This window comes from Aeromonas sp. ZOR0001 (assembly GCF_000801015.1).
GTDB lineage: Bacteria > Pseudomonadota > Gammaproteobacteria > Enterobacterales > Aeromonadaceae > Aeromonas > Aeromonas veronii.
Genome location: NZ_JRJY01000038.1, coordinates 25568 through 47411 on the forward strand (window position 1 = coordinate 25568; position 21844 = coordinate 47411).

Here is a 21844-nt window from a genome sequence, read left to right on the forward strand (position 1 = left end):
CGGCAGATTGCCTGCGATGGCAACCCCACTCACTCGATGTCAGCGGAGAACTCCCGATGAGCCACACTCTCAACGCAGCCCTGGTGGGCTATGGCTTTGCAGGCAAGACCTTCCACGCCCCCTTCCTCTCCACCACCCCGGGCTTGTCCCTGAGCTGGGTGGTAAGCCGCGATGCCGCCAAGGTGCAGGCCGATCTGCCCGACTGCCGGGTCGGATCACTGGAGGAGGTGCTAAGCGATGAGACCGTCGATCTGGTGGTGATCGCCACCCCCAACGACACCCACGCCCCCCTCGCCCGCCAGGCGCTGCTGGCAGGTAAACATGTGGTGATCGACAAGCCCTTTGCACTGGATCTGGCCGAAGCGCAAGCGCTGGTCGAGTTGGCCGAAAAGCAGCAGCGGCTGCTCAGTATCTTCCACAACCGGCGCTGGGATGGAGATTTTCTTACCGTGCGCCGTTTGATTGCCGAAGAGACGCTGGGGCAGATCGCCCAGTTCGAATCCCACTTCGATCGCTATCGCCCCGAAGTGCGCCAGCGCTGGCGCGAAGCGGGTGGCCCGGGTTCCGGCCTCTGGTTCGATCTCGGCCCCCACGTGCTGGATCAGGCATTGCAGCTGTTCGGCCAACCGGACTGGCTGCAGGCCGATCTGGCCGAGCAGCGCCCTGGCGCACTGGCGGACGACTACTTCCATGTGGTACTGGGTTACGATGCTCTGCGGGTTATTCTGCATGGCAGCTGTCTGGTTTCAGCCACCATGCCGCGTTTCATCGCCCACGGCAGCCAGGGTTCGTTCGTGAAATTCGGTATGGATGTGCAGGAAGATCAGCTCAAGCAGGGCTTGCGGCCACCGGCGGCGGATTGGGGCATGGATAGTGAACCCGGTCAGCTCAGCCGCATTGTCGATGGTCAGTTACAGCAGCAGAGCGTGGAGGGTGAGCCGGGGGATTATGGCGCCTACTATCGCGGTGTCTGCGCCGCCATCAAGGGTGAGGGAAGCAACCCGGTGCCAGCAAGTGAAGCGCTGGCGGTGATGGCGCTGCTGGATCTGGCCCGTCAGAGCCACCTTGAGGGAAAACGGCTGCCCTGTCAGAAGCTGTCTGACTAAGGTGCGGGTCATCGGCCGCGCTTGACCAACCTTGACCTTGCTAAACCGCCAAGAGATGGCAGCAAAGCGGTGTTTAATTGTGCAATTAGTGCCATTTAACGGCATCTTGTATTGATATCAGTCGTTGCAGTGGAGCTTTTTATCCACGGCACGAAAAAATGTCATTGTGATATCCGTTTTCATCGGTAACTAATGGGGCTATATTGCGCCCGCCTGCTGCCTCCCGGCTTCTTGTTTCAATACCGGGCAACGGTGGGCGCTGTGATGGTTGCACAGACCATCTCTCCATATTTATTTGAGGGAATGCACATGAACAAAGTACTGGTAGCCGGTATCCTGGGTCTGATGTTGACTGCTTGCGGTCAGAAAGAAGAAAAAGCTGCCGCTCCTGCTGCTGCTCCGGCCGCCGAAGTTGCTGCCACTGTAGAAAAAGCCGCTAGCGAAGCCACCTCTACCGTAGAGAAGGCCACCTCCGAAGCGACTGCAACCGTAGAAAAAGCTGCTACCGAAGCCGCTACCAAGGTTGAAGCTGCAGTGAGCGATGCCAAGGCCAACTAAGCCTGCACCTCATTCGAAGACGGGTCCGAAGGCAACTTCGGGCCCGTTTTTTTATCTGTCGCTCAGGGGGCCGGATTAATCAGCGAGGTGAGGATGTGATCCTCCCAGCGACCATTGATCATCAGATACGCCCGCGCGAATCCCTCCCGCTCGAAGCCGAGCCGCTCCAGCAAGGCGCCACTGCGCTGATTGGCTGGCATATAGCAAGCCATGATGCGATGCAGATCGTGCTCCCGAAACAGGTAGTCGATGGCGGCTGACAGCACCTCTCTCATCACCCCCTGCCCCTGATGCTGCTGGTCGATGGCATAGCCCAGATGACACGCCTTGAAGACCCCCATCAGGATATTGCTGAAGTTGCAGGTGGAGATCACCCGCTCGCCAGCCGGATCGAGGGCCACCAGATTGACGCCGGTGCCGTTGAAAAACTGGCTGTAGCTGTCCTGCAGCCGGGCATGCCAGTAAGAGAGGGTGTAAAAGTGCTCGTCCCGCAGCGGCTCCCAGGGGGCGAGATGGGCGCGGTTGCGCCGGTAGAAGTCGAGCATCATGGGGGCCTGATCCGGCGACAGTATGGTCAGGTGGGTACGAGCCGTCTTGATATGTGGCAGCGTCATCAGGACTCCCTCTGTCTTAGCCACTCATCGCGCAGCAGGCTGTAGTGGGCGTGGTCCACAATCCGGTTGCCCAGCCGCTCTGCGCGCCGGGTCACCCCCTCCAGCTGCATCCCGAGCCGCTCACAAACAGCCCTGCTGGGCTCGTTATCGGTGGCGGCGCTGATCTCCACCTTCTCCATCCCCATCTCTTCGAAGGCGTGGTGGATCAGGGCCTGACAGGCCCGGGTGATGATGCCGTTACCCTGCCAGCGCTCCGCCAGCCAGTAACCGATGACCACCTTGCCAAGGTCGTGATCGATGCTGTTGTAACCGATTACGCCGACCACCTCCCCCTGATACTCGATGGCGGTGGTGAGCCCCTCGCCCCGGGCGAACTTCTCGATGGCACTGCGAATGAAGAGGGCGCTGTCGACGGGGCGCTGGATCAGTGGCGGCCAGGGTAGCCACTGGGAGAGGTACTCCCGGTTGTCATTGCAGAGGGCAAACAGTTCGCTCGCCATATCGGGCTGCAAGAAGAGCAGCGCAAGCTCGTCGTCCAACTGCCATGAAAACATGGGATTCTCCTTTTAAATCAGTGATCAAATCGCGAACCAGCACCCAATGTAGCCAATCGCCACTGGCCGCGCCAGCCACTTTTACGCCTCCCCTCCGGCAGGTATCGCAGAGGGTCACAGCGTGCGTTCTCTCCTCCCTCAAAAGAGGAGGGTGGGTGTCTGAAACCGGATAATGCTCTCCACATGGCGCCGAAGAATGCCCCCAAACGGCACTTTGGCAGATCCTGCTACCCCTTTGTGCTGCGCTGTCACTTTTGACAGGGGGCACTTTCCCCCACCGGCACTAGCTTCAAAACGCCCGACCTTCGGTCGGTTTATCAACCTCATCGATTTAAGGAAAGAAGAGATGAATAAAATTTATCTGGCCGTTGCGCTGGCCTGCTGGGGAAGTGCCGCACTGGCGGCACAAGAGGTAGAGATCAACGTAACGGCAAACGGCATCCGGGCCATGACAGGCCTCAGTGCCGCGAGTGCTACCTTGCAACTGGAAGATGGCGAGTTTCGTCAGGTGCGGGTGGTCAAGCTGCCCAACGGCCAGCAGCGGATCCGCTACGAGCAGGTCTGGAACGGCATCCCGGTAATGGGTCAGGTGGTGGTGGCTGACAAGAGCCTGAACGGCCAGCTGCAGCAGGCCAGTGGACGCATGCTGCGCCAGATCGATCAGGATGTGGCAAGCCCGGCCGCCACCCTCTCGCCACAGGATGCCGCCAGCAAGGCCAAGGCGGGCAGCAAGGGGAGCAACGAGCAGGTCAAACTCTACGTGATGCAGGATGAGAACGGGCTGGCCCGGCTGGTTTATCAGGTCTCCTTCATCGCCGAAGGTGACAAGCCGAGCCGCCCCTTCGTCATTCTTGATGCCCAGAGCGGTGAGGAGCTCAAACGCTGGGAGGGGATCAACCACAAGGACGCCAGCGGCCCGGGGGGCAACATCAAGACCGGCAAATACGTCTACGGCACCGACTTTGGCCCGCTCATCGTGGATGACAACTGCCGGATGACCAGCCCCAACGTCGATACCATCAACCTCAACCACGCCACCTCAGGCGGTGCCATCCACCAGTTCACCTGCCCGGAGAACCGGGTCAAGGAGATCAACGGCGCCTATTCGCCCCTCAACGACGCCCACTACTTCGGCAACGTGGTGTTCGACATGTACCGCAACTGGTACAACACGGCGCCCCTCACCTTCAAACTGAAGATGCGGGTTCACTACAGCAAGAATTACGAGAACGCCTTCTGGGATGGCAGCCAGATGACCTTTGGTGATGGCGCCACCACCTTCCACCCGCTGGTGAGCCTCGATGTGGCGGCCCACGAGGTGAGCCACGGCTTTACCGAACAGAACTCCGGGCTGATCTATTCAGGACAATCCGGCGGCATCAACGAGGCCTTCTCCGATATGGCGGGTGAAGCGGCCGAGTTCTACATGAAGGGGAGCAACGACTGGCTGGTCGGCGCCCAGATCTTCAAGGGTAACGGCTCCCTGCGCTACTTCGAGGATCCGACCCGGGATGGCAGATCCATCGGCCATGCGGCGGATTATCAGGAGGGGATGGATGTACACCACAGCTCCGGGGTCTACAACCGCGCCTTCTACCTGCTCGCCACCAGCAGCGGCTGGAACACCCGCAAGGCATTTGAAGTCTTCTTGCTGGCCAACCGCCTCTACTGGGGCGCCAACACCAACTACCAGCAAGGGGCCTGCGGCGTCAGCCGGGCGACCGCCGACCTGGGTTACAGTCAGGCGGATGTGGCACGGGCCTTCCAGACCGTCGGGGTCGATGCCAGCTGCGGCACCACGCCGCCACCGAGCGACAACGTGCTGCAAAACGGCGTGCCGGTGAGCAACCTCGCCGCCAGCAAGGGTGGCAAGCTCAACTACACCCTGAACGTACCGGCTGGCACCAGGTCGCTGCAAATCAGCAGCAGTGGCGGTACCGGTGATGCCGACCTCTACGTCCGCTTTGGCAGCGCCCCCACCAGCAGCAGTTACGACTGCCGTCCCTACAAGGGGGGCAATAACGAAAGCTGCTCGTTCACCAATCCCAAGGCGGGCACCTGGCATGTGCAGCTGTCAGGGTTTTCCGCGTTCAGTGGCGTGACCCTCAAGGCCAGCTACTGATCCACCCGATGCGGGCCTTGTCCCGCATCGCTCTACTCATTGCGCCACCGTTTCGCCAGCGTGCGGGCGGTGGCCAACACGGTTTCCCTAGCCGGGTTGGGCCGCTTGCCACCGCGCCACGCCATCATCACATCCCAATGCTCCTGCGGCAGATTGCGCACATCTAGCCTGACCAGCCGCCCCACCTCCAGATCCCGCTTGATGGCCAGCTCCGGCATCAGGGTGATAAACCCGTGTTCCAGCGCCAGATCCCGCGCCGCACTGGCGGGCTGCACCGCATGCAGGGGGCTGGCGGCCCGCCGCAGCCGCCGCAACTGCTGGATAAAGACGTCACACCCCGGCCCCCATACCTGAGGTGCCAGCCGCTGGTCGGCAATATCCTCCAGGGTGAGGCCGTGACAACCAGCCAGCGGATGCAATGGCGAGGCGATAGCGATGATAGGGGAGCAGCAGAGCAGCTCCATCTGCAGGCCCGCAACCGGCGGGCGCTTGAGCACAAAGCCGATATCGGCCTCGCCAGTCAGCAGCGACTGCATGATCTCGCCGGAGTGATCCGTGGTGCAGCGGATCTCAAACGGCTCGTCCACCAGCTCCATCAATAGCGAGCCAAACACCACCGAAGTGAGGGATGGCAGGCTGGAGAGACGGATACAAGGCAGCGCAGGCGCCCCCTGCAGTGCCAGCCGCCCTTCGCTCAGGATCGCCAGCGCAGAGCGGGCTGATGGCAGAAACTCCTCGCAGGCACGGGTCGGCGTCACCCCGCGCCGATGACGCTGAAACAGCGGCGCCCCGAGGCTCTCCTCCAGCTGGGCAATCCGCTGGCTCACCAGCGGCTGTGACCAGCCACGAATGGCCGCCGCCTGACTGAAGCTGCCCAGCTCGGCCACATCCAGCAGCAGTTGCAGATCGTCCAGATCCATAGACATAAATAATCCTGATATGAAATATAGGTAGTTGTCGTCTACCACTATATCTAAGCCCTCTCCAGAATGAAGGTATCTGTGAATGAGAGGGCGTTATGGTCGATAGGGCGAGGTTTTGGGGACGCTGGTTTCTGGCGCTGGATACCACACTGGTGATCCTGGGTTTCTTTGTGGTGATGCCGATGATCAGCCTGCGCTTCGTCGATCAACTCGGCTGGGCGGCCGGTCTGGTGGGGCTGGCCCTCGGCCTGCGCCAGCTGACCCAGCAGGGGCTGGGGATCTTCGGCGGCTCGCTGGCCGACCGTTTCGGCGCCCGCCCGCTCATCGTCACCGGCATGTTGTTGCGCGCCGTCGGCTTCGCCACCCTGGCCTGGGCCGACAGTGGCGCCATGCTGATCTTCTCCTGCTTCCTCTCCGGACTGGGCGGTTGCCTGTTCGACCCGCCCCGGGCCGCACTGGTGATCAAATTTACCCGCCCCCATGAGCGGGGCCGCTTTATCTCCCTGCTGATGATGCTGGAGAGCGCGGGAGCCGTCACCGGTGCCCTGCTCGGCAGCTGGCTGCTGCGCTTTGACTTCACCTACGTCTGCCTGCTGGGCGCCGGGCTCTTCACCCTGGCGGCGCTCTGCAACTGGACCCTGCTGCCCGCCTACCGCCTCTCGGTCAAACCGACCCCGATGCGGGAAGGGTTGGGACAGGTGCTGGCTGATCGCGCCTTCTGCCGACTGGTACTGATCCTGAGCGGCTACTACATGCTGTGGGTACAGGTGATGCTGATTTTCCCCATTCTGGTCAAGCAGCTCTCCGGCACCACCACTGCAGTGGGCTGGATGTACAGCCTGGAAACGGCGCTGTCACTGGCGCTGCTCTACCCTATCGCCCGTTTCAGCGAGCGGCGCTATCGGCTGGAGAGCCGGCTGATGGCAGGTATCCTGCTGATGACAGTGGGGATCGGGCTGGTCGCTTTCGTCAGCACCCTCTCCGGCATCTTCGTACTGCTGGCCTGCTTCTATCTGGGGATCATCATCTGTGAACCGGCCCGGGAGACCTTGATGACCCGGCTGGCCAACCCCACAGCCCGCGGCAGCTACATGGGCTTCAGCCGCCTCGGACTGGCGCTGGGGGGCATGACCGGCTACGTGGGCGGCGGCTCCCTCTATGACTTCTCGCTGCAACAGGGACAACCGGCCCTCCCCTGGCTGGTGCTCGGTACCATAGGCGTCGCCACCATGTTGCTGCTGGCCCGCTGCTTCTCCCGCCGCCCGGAGCTGGCTATCAGAGCCGCCGCCTGACGACCGCCCCACCTGCGGCAGCCCAATCATAGGAGCTGTCGTTCGTCCTTTCCCGCCATAATTGCGGCCAGCACTGACAGAGCGTGCCGCCACACCATGAAATACTCTTCCCAACACTTGGCAAAAGGGAGAGCCACCATGTCACACCACCCTGTTTATCACTGGATCGCCCGCCTCTCCGGTATGCAGGTCCCTGCGGCCCCGGATGAGAAAAACCGGATCTTTCTGTTGCTGGATCAGCAGAATAGAGAGTGGTGGCTGGAAGTCGCTCCCGATGAGAGCGTGCTGCTCATCACCACTCCGATGACAGGCCAGCTGGATGCCAATCATCTGACCCCCGCCAACCTGCAGCACTGGCTGAGCCTCAATAGCGAGGTCGCCCTGATGGGCGGCACCTGGCTCGGGTTGGATGGCGATATGCCAATCCTCACACTCTACGCCCAGATTTTTCTCGCTCACTGCGATGAACCACTGCTCGACAACCTGATGGGTCAACTTGTCGGACTGGCTCATGACCTCACACCCCGACTCTACGCAGCAGAGCTGTGAGCAAGGAGCTCATCATGAAGATCGACCACAGCGCCCCACTTGCAGCTATCGCAATGCCACCCAGCCACCAGAGCAATCCCGGCCATCGCCTGATTAACCTGTTTCGCAATCTGACCGCTCCCACCGCCGAACGGGCTGAACTGACTCTCCCGCCCCCGCCAGCCCTGACACCAGATAGCCAGCAGTTGCTGAACCATGAACTGCGCAAGGGGCTCTCGGGCTATCTGGCACAGCACCCCGAACAGCAAACCGCGCTGGATGAATTGCTGAGCGCTGGACAGATGCGCAATGAACTCGGCAAACCGACGCTGGCAAAAACCGATCCCATGACCCACCTGGTCACCCTGCTCCACCAGCTAAAAAAACTGCCGGACGGCAAAACATTCATCCAGCCCCTGGTCAAAGATCCCACCGGTGAGATCGGGCGCTATATCACTCTCAAGGGCGCCTTTGGCAGCAAATCCTGCCAGTTACGCAGCCAACCACTTCCATCGCGCTCCTTGCGCGAACCCGAACTGCTGCAACTGGCGCAGGAGCTAAAACAGGTGCTGCAACACTATCTGGACGCCGACCCAGCCAAACGTGAGCTCCACACCGCCTATCTGCGAGGCTATCTGCAACAACCCGAGATCGGCCGCTATCTTGGCTTGCTCGATACACCCAGGGGGGTACAGGTCAAGATCAACGCCCTTCCCTCCCGCAAGGAGGAGACTGCAACCCTGATAAACCGTCTGCTGGCCGGTCATGGCCGTGGTGCGCTCTATAACGCCTTCGCCCAAGCGAGCGTGCGGGAAAGCATTCTGGGTCGTCACTTCAAACTCGAAGGGATACTGGAGTTCAACTTCACTGTACGGGCCACACCGCTACCGCCAGCAGCGCTTGCCACCCCCACTGCAGCACCAAGCGATGATCTGCCCAATCCAACGATCGAACTGCAGAAGGAGGCCCAGCGAAGGCAGCAGGAGGCACAGGAACATCTCAAGCTGGAGCAGGAGATCACCCGCCAACTGGCCAATCGCCCGGCCTGTCAGGCCCTGGCAAAACTGACCAGAGCAGCCGCCAACCTGCAAGCCGAACTGGATGGCCAGCATCTGCCCCCGGCAGTTCCGATCCCGGCAACCCGTGTCGATTTGACAATCCTGGCCCGGTTATCCCTCCCCCAGGTGCGAGAGCTGGCGCAGCAGCTCAAGGAGGAAAACAACCACAACCTGCAGCAAGTCGAGGCTAACACCCTGAATCTGCCGACCCACTCAGATGCAGACCGGTTTTCCTCCCATACCCTAGATATGTTGGGAGTCACGCTCACCCAGCCCTACTTCAAGGTGCTGGACGAGGGTATTCAGGCGCTACGGCAACCAGCCACCAGCCGTACCGCCCGCTTGCTTGGCTGGTTACTGCCATCCCAGGCCAGAATGCGCCAGCTCAAGCAAGAGCAGAGCATCGGCAGATTGCACGAACTGCGTCAGGTCATCTCCATGTTGCAGTTACAGGGTGGTAGCTGGCAGGGCACCGACCGTTCGGGCTGGGCCAAACAGCTGCTGGCTCGCACGCTGGAGCAAGCCATGCCCACCCCATGGCAACTGGGGCCGTTTCGGATCAAGGCAGGGCTTCACCAGTGGCAGACCAGATTGAATGATTGGGGCATTCCGACCGCCAAAGGCTGATAGCAGGCCATCACCGCAGCTAATCCTGATCCGATCCAGTGACACAGGGTTAGTCTGCTCCACCTCCCCCATACAAACATGACGGAGAAAAAAAGTTGCGAGTTACAACTTTTACGCTATTTTAGTTGTTATGCACAACTAAAAAGGAAACCACGATATGGATCCCCGTCCCCTGCGCGCTCTGTCGCGCGATCTGGTTCGCGAACTCGGCATGCTCTCCCAGCAGTGCGGCAATCTGGCCCTCACCCCCATCGAGGCTCACCTGCTGATCGAGCTGGAAAACGCCCCGGCCACCAACCAGCAGCTGGCAGAAAAGCTGCACATCGACAAATCCAACGCCAGCCGTCCGCTGGCGCGCCTCGCCGAACGGGAGCTCATCAGCTGGCACCCGCACCCCTCCGACGGGCGCAGCAAGGAGGCCCGCCTCACCGTCAACGGTCAGGGGATGCTGCTGGAGTTGCACCGGGAGATGGACGGGGCGATGGAAGAGATGCTGGCACAGTTGAGCCTGCCCGAGCGGGAGCAGCTGTGGCAAGGGCTGCGGCTCTATCGCAGCGCCCTCTCCCGCGCCCGTCGCCAGCGGGGTTACCAGATCCGCCCCATCACGGCGGCGGACAATGCCCAGATCGCCTTGGTGATCCGCGCCGTCTCGGCCGAATATGGCCTCACCGCCGACAAGGGGTATGGGGTCTCGGATCCCAATCTCGACACCCTCTCCCAGAGCTATCAGGGGGAGAAGAGCCGCTATTGGGTTATCGAAGGGCCGGACGGTTCCATCCTCGGCGGTGGCGGTATTGCGCCATTGGCGGGAGAAGAGGGTGTCTGCGAGCTGCAGAAGATGTACTTTATGCCCGCCCTGCGCGGACTGGGCCTTGGCAAACGGCTGGTATTGCAGGCTCTGGACGAGGCGCGCGCGCTTGGTTATCAGCGCTGCTATCTGGAAACGACCGAGGTCTTGCGCGAAGCCACCAGCCTCTATGAATCACTGGGCTTTGAACACCTGCCCAGCCCCCTTGGCTGCACCGGCCACGGGGATTGCGAGATCTGTATGGTGCTGACACTGGGGTAGCCCCCTCATCCCCAACCCTTCTCCCGCAAGGGGAGAAGGGGGCAAAAACACTTCCGCGATCTTTCAGGCAGACCGCTGATGGTTCCCTCTCCCTCTGGGAGAGGGCTGCTTGCGACTGGAAGATGCTGAACCATTACCCCCTGCATCCCTCCTTAAACAGGCACAACGGCACAAAACAAGAGACCCCGCCGAAGCGGGGTCTCTTTGATTATCTGCCAACAGGCAAACAAACCGTTATCAGTGCTCGCGAGTCTGGCGGAACTCCACGTCGGGGTGACGCTCCTGGGCCAGGCGCAGGTTGACCATGGTCGGTGCGATATAGGTGAGGTTGTCACCGCCATCGAGGGCCAGGTTGACCTCGTTCTTGCGCTTGAACTCTTCGAACTTCTTGACGTCGGTGCCTTCCACCCAGCGGGCGGTGGAGACGTTGACCGCCTCGTAGATGGCCTCAACGTTGTACTCGCTCTTGAGGCGCGAAACCACCACATCAAACTGCAGCACACCGACCGCACCGACGATGAGATCGTTGCTGATCAGCGGACGGAACACCTGCACCGCCCCCTCTTCGGAGAGCTGGACCAACCCCTTGAGCAGCTGCTTCTGCTTGAGCGGGTCGCGCAGGCGGATGCGGCGGAACAGTTCCGGTGCAAAGTTCGGGATGCCGGTGAACTTGAGATCTTCACCCTGGGTGAAGGTGTCGCCGATCTGGATGGTGCCGTGGTTGTGCAGACCGATAATGTCACCGGCGAAGGCGTCTTCCGCCTGCTCACGGTCACCGGCCATAAAGGTCACGGCGTCGGAGATGTTCACATCCTTGCCGATACGCACATGGCGCATCTTCATGCCCTTGCTGTAAGTACCTGACACGATACGCATAAAAGCGATACGGTCACGGTGCTTCGGATCCATGTTCGCCTGGATCTTGAATACGAAACCGGAGAACTTCTCCTCGGTCGCCACCACTTCGCGGCTCTCGGCCTTGCGTGGCATGGGAGACGGCGCCCAGTCGGTCAGGCCGTCCAGCATGTGGTCAACACCGAAGTTACCAAGCGCGGTACCGAAGAAGACCGGGGTCATCTCGCCAGCGATAAAGGCATCGTGATCGAACTCGGGAGAGGCGCCCTGCACCAGCTCCAGCTCGTCGCGCAGTTGCCGGGCCAGATCTTCGCCGACGGCGGCATCCAGATCCGGGTTGTTCAGCCCCTTGACCACCCGCTTCTCCTGGATGGTGTGGCCCTGACCGCTCTGATAGAGATAGGTCTCATCCTTGTAGAGGTGATAGACACCCTTGAAGGATTTACCGCAGCCGATAGGCCAGGTGATGGGGGCACACATGATCTTCAGCTCGCGCTCCACCTCGTCCATCACTTCCATCGGATCGCGCACTTCGCGGTCCAGCTTGTTCATGAAGGTGAGGATGGGGGTATCACGCAGACGGGTGACTTCCATCAGCTTGCGGGTCCGGTCTTCAACACCCTTGGCGGCATCGATGACCATCAGGCAGCAGTCGACCGCCGTCAGGGTACGGTAGGTATCTTCAGAGAAGTCCTCGTGACCCGGGGTATCGAGCAGGTTGACCAGACAATCGGCATAGGGGAACTGCATCACCGAGGTGGTGATGGAGATACCACGCTGCTTCTCCATCTCCATCCAGTCGGATTTGGCGTGCTGGCCCGAGCCACGGCCCTTGACGGTACCGGCGCGCTGAATGGCCTGTCCGAACAGCAGGACTTTCTCGGTGATGGTGGTTTTACCCGCATCCGGGTGCGAAATGATCGCAAAAGTGCGTCTCTTGGAGACTTCACTCAGAAATTCAGCTGACATAATTCAACGTTCTTCTATTGAGCGGTGGCATCAGCCACCGTGGGAATAAATCCGGAATGCCGCTCACGGCACATGTATACGCAACGAAAGCCACGCCAGCTGGCGTGTTGCCAACCTGGTGGAGAGAGGGAGGAGGGTTGCGTTACATGGGTCTTATCGCCTGAGTCAAAGCAAAATTGCGCGACATTATACCCGCGCGAGTGAAAAATACCCAGCCTGACAAGAGATGATAATTTGGCCGCACATCTGTTCCACAGGTTCCAACTGAACAGAAAATCAAACACTCCGAATCGGATGGCAGCATCCGGACCACGTGGAGTTGGCCCCCTCCCCATGCCAGCAACAACCACTCTTGATAAATTTTCATACTTGGACTTTCCCTATCCAGCTACAAATATGTAAATCGTATCTACATAATGGAGAGGTCATTACATGAAACATTCCACCCTGCACAATCAACAGATCGTCATTATCGGTGGTACCTCGGGTCTTGGCCTGGCCACCGCCCAACAAGCGATCGAGCAAGGCGCCAAGGTCATTATCGGCGGTTCCAGCCGTGAGCAGCTTGCCACTGCACTGGCTGAACTGGGCCCAAGTGCCAGTGGCCATCAACTGGATATTCTCGACGTCGACTCCGTCAATCACTTTTTCAACCAGCTGGATTCGCTGGATCATCTCGTCATCACCGCCGCCGTCATGCGACCAGGCAGCTTTCTCACCGCTGCCATCGAGGATTTGAAAATCAACATGGACAGCCGCTTCTGGGGAAGTGTTCATGCGATCCGCGCCGCAGCACCCAAACTGTCCGAACGCGGCTCCATCGTGCTCACGTCCGGGATGGTGACGCGCCGCCCACAACTGGGTAAGGCACTCCCTGCCGTTGCAGCTGGCGCGGTTGAAACGCTGGCTCACAGTCTGGTTACCGAGCTGACCCCCCGTCGGATCAACGTCATCAACCCGGGCCCCATGCGCACTCCCATGCTGCTTAAAGCACTAGGCAATGACCCACAAAAAGTGGCAGCCGTGGCGCAAAGCCTGCCGTTGAAGCGCTTGGGAGAGGGAGAGGATTATGCGCAGGCCGCGCTGTTCCTGATGAGCAACAACAACATGAATGGTGAAGTGCTTCACCTCAATGGTGGGAGCGCCTGGGCATAACGCCCTTCTGACGGTCTTCTGCGCTCGCGCTTGCCAATCTGTCATCGCAGGCAAGAATGAGCGCAGGGGACGAGCATCATCGCCGTATCAGTGTGCTCCCCAATAGCGATGACACCCTGGTGAGTGACAACACCCAGCCCGTCACTCGTCTGTCTCCACCCGGTTGCGCCCCGCCTCTTTCGCACGATACAGCGCATTGTCAGCACGCTGGATCAAGGCCGCCAGATCCTGATCATCGTCTCGCAGAGAGGCACATCCGATACTGATGGTTACCGGGTACGACATGCCGGGCAGCGCTCGGTTGGCCGCCGTGTGACGGATCCGCTCAGCCACCCGGCACGCCTCTTCAAGGCTGGTATCCGGCAGCAGGATCAAGAACTCCTCTCCGCCGGTACGTCCCAACTGATCCTGGTGCCGCAGCTGACGATCTGCCGCCCGAGAGACCCATTGCAGCACCCTGTCTCCTTGGTGATGGCCCAGGGTATCGTTGATCCGCTTGAAGTGATCGATATCGAACACCAGCAGACAAAATGGCGTGCCCTGCCTGCGAGCCAGCGCCAACATATCGCTGCCCTGCCGCAGCACCCGACGGCGGTTGTTGATGCCGGTCAGTTCATCGGTAAAGGCCAGACGACGCATCCGACGGTTGCGATCCAGCAGCCACCCCATCGTCAGCAGCGCCAGTACCCCGCAGAGCACCATCACCACCAGCAGCCAGAAGCGACGCTCCTTGACCTGCTCCAGCTCCTGCTGCTGCAACTGCTGCTCGATTCTCAGTCGTGCATTATCCCCTTCTTGACGGGCCAGTTCGAACTCACCGCGAACCCAGGCAATGCTTTGCTCTCGTAACAGTTGAGCGAGGAGCTGTTCTTGCGTCAGGTTATCCCGCTGGGCAGCCAACGCCGCAGGATAGTTATGCAACGCCTCCTGTGCCTCAGCACGCAATGCATACAACGTGGTAAGAAACAGTACATAGCCCTTCGCCTTGAGAATGGGCTCAACTCGCTCCAGCGACTGCAGCGCTTGTTCCGGTTGCCCAGCCTGCAGCTGCCACTTGGCTCTCACCAACTCTACACGGCCATAAAGCACGGGATCCACATCTGCCAACAAGACTTTGCTAGCCGCATCCAACAAGCTCTTTGCTTCATCGGGGTTACCCAGCCCGAGCAGGGCCTCGGCCTTCATTATCTGACGAGCAGCATGCTCAATCCGATACCGGATCTGACGGTAGTATGCAGAGCTGAGCTCAAGTTCTGCCAAGGCATCCTGATAACGTTCGGTCCGCAGGTAGATAAGAGCAAGTTGATCGCTAAGTCTGGCCATGCCGAAGCGATCACTGCTGGCGATAAAGTACGGACGAAGCGGCGCCAAAGCAGTAAATGCATCAGTATAAAGGCCCATACGACGAAATGCTGCTGCAATCTCCAGCTGGACGTGCTGAGACCATGATATCAATCCGAGCCGTTCATAAATGGTGTGCGCCCTGGTAAGATCAACCAACCCTTGGCCTGCCGCGCCGTGAAACGACAACATAGCGCCACGGAGAGAGAGAGCCTGAGCTTCCAGCTTTGGCTCGTGGGCCACCCTTGCCCGTTGCAACCCCTCATCGTAGTCCTTACGGGCATGTGCCACATCACCCAGTAGCTGATTGAACCAACCACGACAGATGGTCAGGTCTGCCATAGCAACGCCATCCTGCTGCTGGTACGCCAGCAACAATTGGGCATTGGCATAGGTAACAGCCGCACTGGACTTCTGCATGTCATCGGCAGATTGTGCCCAACAGGTCAGACGCCGGATCCGCATCAGCTGCGATTGTGAATAAGAATCCCCCTCCTGCAATAACTGGTTAAGTCGCTCGCTCTGTAACTCTATAAGCTGGTAGGTTCGCTCCATCTCATCAAGCACCCCTTCCAGCTGGGCAGGAGCCAAAGGATAAGCCGCAAGCCTGAACGCTGCCAACAAAAGCAGTACAGCGAGATGACGCATAAACTCTCCGGATAAAAGGGGCAATCCGATACTACATGACTATTGTTATTGTTCCCTTCTGCCACCACCGTTGTAAAGGGAAGCGCCACCGCAGGAAGCCCAAAGATATGTCCACCGGACCCACAGTAGCGAATCATCGTCGAGTCAGGGTGAGCGCCGGCCGAATCAGGGAGGGGGAAAATCGCAATCAGATGCCCAACTTGTGTCCTCTATATCGTCACAGATGCTGCCAGCGCCGCAGCAGCCGACCACGCAGGCCGCAATCGAGCAGCCAGCTGTTGTCAAATACCCGCAGCAGCGCCTGCTTGGCGTGGCGGGACATGGCGACGGCGTGAAAACGGGTCTGGCGCTGGCGATAGCGGTTCATCTGATCGAGCAGGGAATGAGGCAGACTCTGGGCGATAAAGTCGGAGATGACCAGCACATCCGCCTTGGCAAAAGCGGGATCATCGAGCTTGGCCAGCGCCTTCTCCAGACAAGGCACCAGATCGGTACCGCCGTGAAAACTCATGGAGAGGAAGCGCTCCGCCTTGTCCAGACCGGTATCCGCGGTGATCTCGAGGGTCGCCACCTCGGTGGAGAAGAGCATCAGGTAGCAGCCGCGCTTCTCATCCATCGCCACCTTGAGCAGCGCCAGAAACAGCGCCTTGGCACACTCCTCGGGATATCCCCCCATGGAGCCGGAAGTATCGACGCAGACGATAAAGGGGCCTCGCTGCTGCAACTGCTGCCCCCCCTGCTCCGGAGTGCGCAGCATGATGCGCTGACGCGGCAAGGTGCCACGTGACTGGTAGCTGAGCAGGCGCCGCTCCAGATAGCGGCGATAGAACTCCAGCTCCAGCTCCGGCAGCCCCAGCATCACAGCTTCACTTGGCAATAACCGCATCAGATCGCTGGCCTGATGGATCCCCACCAGATCGTCCGGCACATCGTCGCTGGGAGCGGGCTCCAGCTCCAGCACCTGAACCGGCGGCACAGGTTGCTCCTGCGCCCGCCGATCCCGCTCGCTGCGCCCGAGCAGACCGGCAATCTCCGCCAGCAAGGGCTCGCGCTGCAACATGCGGGCGTACTGCTTGACCAGCACCAGACTGCGCTTGTGCCAGTGCCCCTGCGCCAGATCCCACAAACCACCAGCGGAGATCTGGTTGGAGTCGAGGGCATCGGCCAGGGTGCGGCTCGCCAGCAGCTGATCTTCAATCTCCTGACGCTGCTTCTCCCGCTCCGCTTCGGCGATCTGCTGCTGCAGTTGCAGCAGGCTCCCCACCAGACTGGCGCGCCACTTGTCGATAAAGAGCTGGCGCAGCCCCTCGGTGGGGTGGGCCGTCAGCTGGCGCACCAAGGAGCGGGCCTCACCGGCGAAGGGGCTGTACTGCTCCAGCGACTCCAGCAAGCCGGGCAGGCGACCAATCAGCTCGGTCATCGGCAGTTGCCGATGCGCCTGATAGAGCTGGTACTCCTGCTCCAGCGCCACCGGCACCGGCTTGTGACGGATCTCCTCACCAAGCTGCTCGCCCCAACTCTGCAGGCGCTTTTTCAGCAGCTTGCCTTGTAGCGGGGAGCGTTTGATAAATTCGGAAATCTTGGGCGAGGCCGCCAGCAGGAGCGCCACCTCACCCGCAAGCTCCCCTTCGCCAATCAGGAGCCCCAGATCCAGCATGCCGATCTCAAGCATGAGCGCTCCTTACTCGTCCAGCCTTGGCAACCGCTCGCGCCACTGGGTCAGCTCGCTACGCAGCAGTTCGAGATCCCGGTTCAGCACGAAGAAGCTGTCCTCCACCTGCTGCAACCAGCGTGAGTCGATAAAGAGGTGTTGTTGGTGACGCTCGAACAGGCTGCGCTGCTGCTTGAGCATCTGCATCACCTTGCCGACCTGAACCAGCTGCTCGTCGAGCGACTGCAACCAGGGCGCCAGCACCACCTCGGGGATGGCGTTGCGCTCCATCAAAACCAGCGGGATCTGCTGGCGCTGGATATCGAGCACCTGCAGCCGTAGCTCATCGTCCAGCACCAGCTCGTAATGGCCTTCTTTCGGGTTGCCGAACTCATAACCCACCAGCGCCTCACCGGTGGGATGCCAATGGGAGAGCAAGGTGCGATCGAACACCAGGGTGCGAGTAAGACGCTCGGGATCGCCGCCATCCAGCGGCGCCGGGGTGAGCAGATGGAAGTGCACTTGCTTGCCAAAGGGTCTGGCATTGGCAAGCGGGATCTCGATACCCCGGGCCCGCCGGCCAAACCACTGCTTGCGTTGCCGGGCCTTTGTGCACAGGCGCTGGGCCACGCTCTGTTTGAGCTGTTTGAACTGATCCCGAAGGGCGAGAAGCTGACGGGTCATCGCCAGTTGCTGATAGCCGTAAAGGCGGGAAAACTCGGTCATCATCTCCAGCAGGGCGGTGCGGGACTCCTCGTCATGCCAGAGACAATCCTTGAACAGCAGCAGATCTACCGGCGCGACCTCATCGCGGCCATTGAAGAAGGCACTCGCCTTGATGAGCCGAACCGCCTTCTTCCAGCGGCGATCCGACACATAGCAGCGATGGGCCAGCTGACTGTCGAGCTGCTGGCGCAGCTGATAGATAAGCTCGAAACAGGCATCCGGCAGGCGCACCTGTTCAATCTGGCTCTGCCACTGCTCATACTCATCCCCCCGGATCTGCAGGGATTCCGGCAAGTTCTGGTGGGCGTGACCATCGCTGGCCAGCATGGATTGAAAGTTGGCTTTCTCCTGCACCCGGTCCATCCAGATCCGCACCAGCATCCGGTCGTAGAGCGCTTCCAGCCCGCTGTCCGGCGCCGGCAGCTCGTTGGAGGCAGTCACCAGCAAGCGCATCGGGATGGGGTGCTGGCTGTCTCCGTTGCGAAACTGCCGCTCGTTGATGGCGGTGAGCAGGGTGTTGAGGATGGCAGGGCCCGCCTTCCAGATCTCGTCGAGGAACACCACTTCGGCCTCCGGCAGATAACCTGTGGTGAGGCGCAGGTATTTGCCATCCTCTTTCAGCGCCTGAATGGAGAGGGGGCCAAACACCTCCTCCGGCGTACTGAAACGGGTCATCAGGTATTCAAAGTGGCGGGCGTCGTGAAAGGCCAGCTTGAGGCGGCGGGCAATCAGGCTCTTGGCAATACCGGGTGGCCCCAGCAAGAAGACACTCTCGCCACTGAGGGCCGCCAGCAGACCGAGGCGCAGGGCATCCTGCCGTTCGTAGAGCCCCTCACCGAGGGCGGCCAGCAGCCGGGGCAGCCGCTCCTGGATGGGAATAAGACGCGCAGGATTCTGGGCTTGAGCTAAAGACGACATAGAGAGTGTTCCGAAGCTGGGATGATGTTAGCCCCAAGGCGCGATATCCATTTGCTCGACCTTGGGTTTTGTCTTGTTATGATGTTTATTCTGGTATCTCTTGCCGCACAATACCCGCCTCTGGCAGGGAAAAACGCAAGGTCGGCGTGATACCGTATCGGCAGCGTGCTGCGCCCATGCATAGCCAGTGTCGTGATGAGCACCATGCCCGCATGCGCCAGATGATGCGTTGCAAAGGGTGCAGCAAAAGCGGTTCGAGTGTACCCTGCGCAACACAATTTTCCCCAATGCAGATCAAGAGTGAGTCGCCTCAAATGCAAGATCCCGTTCGTCAGAGCATGTTGGCCCGCATGGGCATTCAAAGCTGGCAACTGCGTCGTCCGGCATTGCTGGGTGCAGCACCCGCTCCCGAGCTTGCGCAAGATGCCGTGCAGCCCGACCAGACAGCACCGGCCACCCGCGCTCCGCTGCCCAGCGGCAAACTCTGGTTGCTGGCGCCTCAGCTGCCTGCCACCACGCTGCTGGCGGATATCTGCCAGTTGCTCGGCATGACCCCCGACGAGGTCTCACTGCTCAGCGAGCTGCCACCTGCCGATCTGCAAACGGCGGGCGCCTCCCCTCTGCTCTGGCTGACGGAGGCCAACCCCGCGCGGCCAAATGCGCTGATCTGCCCGCTCGCCCCCAGCGCCGCGCAAAAGCGCGCCCTGTGGCAACAGCTGCGCCAGCACCTTGCGGCCAACACGGCGTGATCCTGCATCATGTCGCCAAGACCCACTGTGATGCCGCTCTTTTTACCTGATTTTACAAATGCCGCCTCTGCAACCTCTGCTAACCCCAGCGCCCAACATCTTGCCATCCGGAGCCCCCATGCCTGAGTTTCGTCCCCTGCTCGAGAGCGATTTCGACCTTGTCTACCCCATCGAGCAAGCCGCTCACAAGGAGCCGTGGAGTGAGGCCAACCTGCTCTCCTGCTTCGGTCCTCGCTATCTCAACGGTTTGATGCTGGTCGATGGCCGCCCGGCGGGCTTCTATATCTCGGATCTGGTGGCCGGTGACAGCTCGCTGATGAATATCTGCGTGCATCCGGCGTTTCAGGGCAAGGGGTTGGGGCGGGTGCTGTTGCAGGCCTATCTGGCGCGCAGCAAACAAGCCGGGGCAGAGGCCTGGTTTCTCGAGGTACGGGCCGGTAACCAGACCGCCATCAACCTCTACGAGAGTGCCGGTTTTGCCGAGTATTGCCGCCGCGCCGACTACTACGGCACCGGCAACGACAGGGAAGATGCGGTGTTGATGTCGCGACTGTTCGATTTCGGCTGATCCAGCCTGTAAGTCGCGCCCAAGCCTTTTGTCCCCCCTCAATCGAGGGGGGCGTTGTCCAGCGCGGGATCCTGCAAGGCCAGAGTGGTATGTACCACCGCCTCGAATCCGGCACCGGAGAGCGGCATATAGAAGCCACGCTGCCAGGTTTTTCCCGGCATCCAGATCTGGTCGATATCCACCACTATCTTGATGGGTCTGAGGGGCTGGCCCGGCTGCTGGATATAGATGCCGGGCGGCGTGGCGACTTTGGGAAAGCGGCGCAGGATCTGCTCGCTGCCATCCCCCTTGCCCGGGTTGAGCCGCACCTTCACCAGCCGGGCAAGCGGGCCAGCCATCTCCTTGCTCTGCCAGAATTTCTTCTCCAGATCGCCGCAGCGGCGGCACTTGGGGGCCTCCAGCACATAGAGCAGCGGATAGCCCAACGCCAGCGCCTGTTGCTGCGCCTGCTGATACCCCTCGGCCCCCTGATACCAGGGATTGGCGGGCCCCTGTGATGACGTTCCGGCAAAGAACCAAAACGCAGCGCCCCCCACCACCATCAGCCCGACCGCGGCCAACGCCCCTTTCACCCACAGATTCATATCGTTAACCCTCTCTCTGCCTCCTAGCAGTATCGGCCAGTCTGCGCAAAGGGAGAGCTATTTGCGCTCTTTGTGATCCAAGACAAACAGCGAACACTTGTAAGCCGTAATATTGGAGTTTAAACTCTAGCCCGATTTTTAGTGCCCTCGCGGGCGTACAACTGTAATTAAAGGATGTTTAACTGATGCCGAAGCTTCATCTGGTTCGACTGATGCGTGAACGTATTGCCCAGCTTGGCAACAAGGCTGCCCTGCGGGTTCAGCAAGATGGCCAGTGGCGCGCCATCGGCTGGCGTACTCTGGGCCAGGCCATGGACTACTGCGCACAGGCGCTGATCCGTGCCGGCCACCAGCCAACCGAAATGGTCGGCATCTATGCCCGCAACATGCCGGAGTGGACCCAGGCCGATCTCGGCATCCTTGCCGCCCGCGGTGTCAGCGTCCCTATCTACCCCACCAGTACGCTCGATCAGCTGCGCTACATCGTCAAAGATGCCGGCATCAAGGTACTGTTCGTTGGCGAACAACCCCAGTTCGATCAGGCGCTGCAACTGATTGAAAGCGGCGAGATCCGCCAGCTCATCGCCCTCGATGGCAACGTCAACCTGCGCGGCTGCGAGCAGGCGAGTCACTTCCAGACATTTCTGGTCTCCGGCAACCATCAGCCCAGCGAGCAAGAGCTGCGAGTACGGGAAACCCAGTACCGGATGGATGATCTGCTGACCCTGATCTACACCTCCGGCACCACAGGCGAGCCCAAGGGAGTGATGCTCGACTTCAGCAACATCGCCGCCTGTTTCGAGATGCACAACAGCCGCCTCGATCTGAACGAGCAGGATGTGTCGCTCTGCATGCTGCCGCTCAGCCACGTGTTCGAGCGGGCATGGAGCTACTACGTGCTCTACTGCGGTGCCGAGAACGTCTATATCCGCGATCCGCAGAAGGTGATGGATGTGATTGGCGAGGTGCAGCCGACCGTGATGTGTGCCGTGCCGCGCCTCTACGAGAAGGCCTACGCCATGATCCAGGCCAAAGTCGCTCAGGCTCCGGCTCTGCGTCGCGCCCTGTTTGGCTGGGCGACCAAGGTCGGAAAACAGATGGTTGCCACCCGTCAGGCGGGCAAGTCCGCTTCCCCGCTGCTCTACGGCCAGCTCTGGCTCGCCGAGCGACTGGTGTTTCGCAAGCTGCGCGCCCGCTTTGGCGGCCGCACCCGCTTCCTGCCGGTGGCG

At 60.5% G+C, this 21844-nt stretch carries 19 protein-coding genes; 11 read left to right on the forward strand and 8 right to left on the reverse strand.

Going from position 1 to position 21844, the window contains the following annotated elements:
* Positions 1 to 56: 56 nt before the first annotated feature.
* A complete protein-coding gene (locus tag L972_RS05220) occupies positions 57 to 1106 on the forward strand; it encodes an oxidoreductase (protein WP_047436319.1) in 1050 nt (349 codons plus the stop codon).
* A gap of 309 nt (positions 1107 to 1415) precedes the next feature.
* Positions 1416 to 1664, forward strand: coding sequence for a hypothetical protein (locus tag L972_RS05225; protein WP_005340533.1), 249 nt, complete (start codon positions 1416 to 1418; stop codon positions 1662 to 1664).
* Positions 1665 to 1726: 62 nt separating this feature from the next.
* On the opposite strand, the gene rimJ is transcribed toward L972_RS05225, so the two are convergent.
* Together rimJ and L972_RS05235 are read right to left on the reverse strand one after the other, a co-directional pair.
* Entirely contained in the window at positions 1727 to 2278 is a 552-nt protein-coding gene (gene rimJ / locus L972_RS05230) for a ribosomal protein S5-alanine N-acetyltransferase (protein ID WP_047436322.1), read from the reverse strand.
* Positions 2278 to 2832, reverse strand: a complete 555-nt coding sequence (locus L972_RS05235; protein ID WP_005340529.1) for a GNAT family N-acetyltransferase — start codon at positions 2830 to 2832, stop codon at positions 2278 to 2280. Before L972_RS05235 ends, rimJ begins: the two co-directional genes overlap by 1 nt.
* Before the next feature lie 346 nt (positions 2833 to 3178).
* Here L972_RS05235 and L972_RS05240 point away from each other — a divergent pair, with 346 nt between their 5' ends.
* Positions 3179 to 4954 carry a M4 family metallopeptidase gene (locus L972_RS05240; RefSeq protein ID WP_047436325.1) on the forward strand — a complete coding sequence of 592 codons (1776 nt, stop codon included), beginning with the start codon at positions 3179 to 3181 and terminating at the stop codon, positions 4952 to 4954.
* Positions 4955 to 4986: 32 nt separating this feature from the next.
* Here L972_RS05240 and L972_RS05245 read toward each other — a convergent pair whose 3' ends face one another.
* Positions 4987 to 5880 (reverse strand): LysR family transcriptional regulator, encoded by an 894-nt coding sequence (locus L972_RS05245; RefSeq protein ID WP_005349020.1) that lies wholly within the window; start codon positions 5878 to 5880, stop codon positions 4987 to 4989.
* 92 nt (positions 5881 to 5972) lie between these two features.
* On the opposite strand from L972_RS05245, the gene mdtH reads away from it, so the two are divergent.
* The 4 genes from mdtH to L972_RS20605 all read left to right on the forward strand — a co-directional run bounded on the left by mdtH (position 5973) and on the right by L972_RS20605 (position 10451).
* Positions 5973 to 7169 (forward strand): multidrug efflux MFS transporter MdtH, encoded by a 1197-nt coding sequence (gene mdtH / locus L972_RS05250; RefSeq protein ID WP_005340523.1) that lies wholly within the window; start codon positions 5973 to 5975, stop codon positions 7167 to 7169.
* A gap of 138 nt (positions 7170 to 7307) precedes the next feature.
* Positions 7308 to 7718 (forward strand): type III secretion system chaperone, encoded by a 411-nt coding sequence (locus L972_RS05255; RefSeq protein WP_047436328.1) that lies wholly within the window; start codon positions 7308 to 7310, stop codon positions 7716 to 7718.
* 14 nt (positions 7719 to 7732) lie between these two features.
* On the forward strand, positions 7733 to 9382 hold the full coding sequence (locus L972_RS05260; protein ID WP_047436330.1) for a hypothetical protein: 1650 nt from the start codon (positions 7733 to 7735) through the stop codon (positions 9380 to 9382).
* Positions 9383 to 9539: 157 nt separating this feature from the next.
* Positions 9540 to 10451, forward strand: coding sequence for a bifunctional helix-turn-helix transcriptional regulator/GNAT family N-acetyltransferase (locus tag L972_RS20605; protein WP_047436333.1), 912 nt, complete (start codon positions 9540 to 9542; stop codon positions 10449 to 10451).
* A gap of 237 nt (positions 10452 to 10688) precedes the next feature.
* On the opposite strand, the gene prfC is transcribed toward L972_RS20605, so the two are convergent.
* A complete protein-coding gene (gene prfC, locus L972_RS05270; RefSeq protein ID WP_085942070.1) occupies positions 10689 to 12278 on the reverse strand; it encodes a peptide chain release factor 3 in 1590 nt (529 codons plus the stop codon).
* Positions 12279 to 12707: 429 nt separating this feature from the next.
* Between prfC and L972_RS05275 the strand changes: the two genes are divergently transcribed.
* A complete protein-coding gene (locus L972_RS05275) occupies positions 12708 to 13430 on the forward strand; it encodes an SDR family oxidoreductase (RefSeq protein WP_040067517.1) in 723 nt (240 codons plus the stop codon).
* 141 nt (positions 13431 to 13571) lie between these two features.
* On the opposite strand, the gene L972_RS05280 is transcribed toward L972_RS05275, so the two are convergent.
* The 3 genes from L972_RS05280 to L972_RS05290 all read right to left on the reverse strand — a co-directional run bounded on the left by L972_RS05280 (position 13572) and on the right by L972_RS05290 (position 18714).
* A complete protein-coding gene (locus L972_RS05280; RefSeq protein WP_047436336.1) occupies positions 13572 to 15419 on the reverse strand; it encodes a GGDEF domain-containing protein in 1848 nt (615 codons plus the stop codon).
* A 217-nt stretch (positions 15420 to 15636) separates the two neighbouring features.
* Positions 15637 to 17091 carry an ATPase RavA stimulator ViaA gene (viaA, locus tag L972_RS05285; RefSeq protein WP_047436339.1) on the reverse strand — a complete coding sequence of 485 codons (1455 nt, stop codon included), beginning with the start codon at positions 17089 to 17091 and terminating at the stop codon, positions 15637 to 15639.
* 9 nt (positions 17092 to 17100) lie between these two features.
* Positions 17101 to 18714: an ATPase RavA domain-containing protein gene (locus tag L972_RS05290; protein ID WP_047436342.1), complete on the reverse strand. Its 1614-nt coding sequence runs from the start codon at positions 18712 to 18714 to the stop codon at positions 17101 to 17103.
* A gap of 314 nt (positions 18715 to 19028) precedes the next feature.
* Between L972_RS05290 and L972_RS05295 the strand changes: the two genes are divergently transcribed.
* Both L972_RS05295 and rimI read left to right on the forward strand, forming a co-directional pair.
* Positions 19029 to 19463, forward strand: coding sequence for a DNA polymerase III subunit psi (locus L972_RS05295; protein WP_047436345.1), 435 nt, complete (start codon positions 19029 to 19031; stop codon positions 19461 to 19463).
* A 118-nt stretch (positions 19464 to 19581) separates the two neighbouring features.
* Complete coding sequence (gene rimI / locus L972_RS05300; protein WP_047436349.1) at positions 19582 to 20031, forward strand: ribosomal protein S18-alanine N-acetyltransferase; 450 nt, start codon at positions 19582 to 19584, stop codon at positions 20029 to 20031.
* Between the two features lie 38 nt (positions 20032 to 20069).
* On the opposite strand, the gene L972_RS05305 is transcribed toward rimI, so the two are convergent.
* Complete coding sequence (locus L972_RS05305) at positions 20070 to 20573, reverse strand: hypothetical protein (RefSeq protein ID WP_407060768.1); 504 nt, start codon at positions 20571 to 20573, stop codon at positions 20070 to 20072.
* 227 nt (positions 20574 to 20800) lie between these two features.
* Here L972_RS05305 and L972_RS05310 point away from each other — a divergent pair.
* Positions 20801 to 21844, forward strand: a 1044-nt coding sequence (locus L972_RS05310; protein ID WP_047436355.1) for an AMP-dependent synthetase/ligase, incomplete at its 3' end; no start/stop codon positions are given.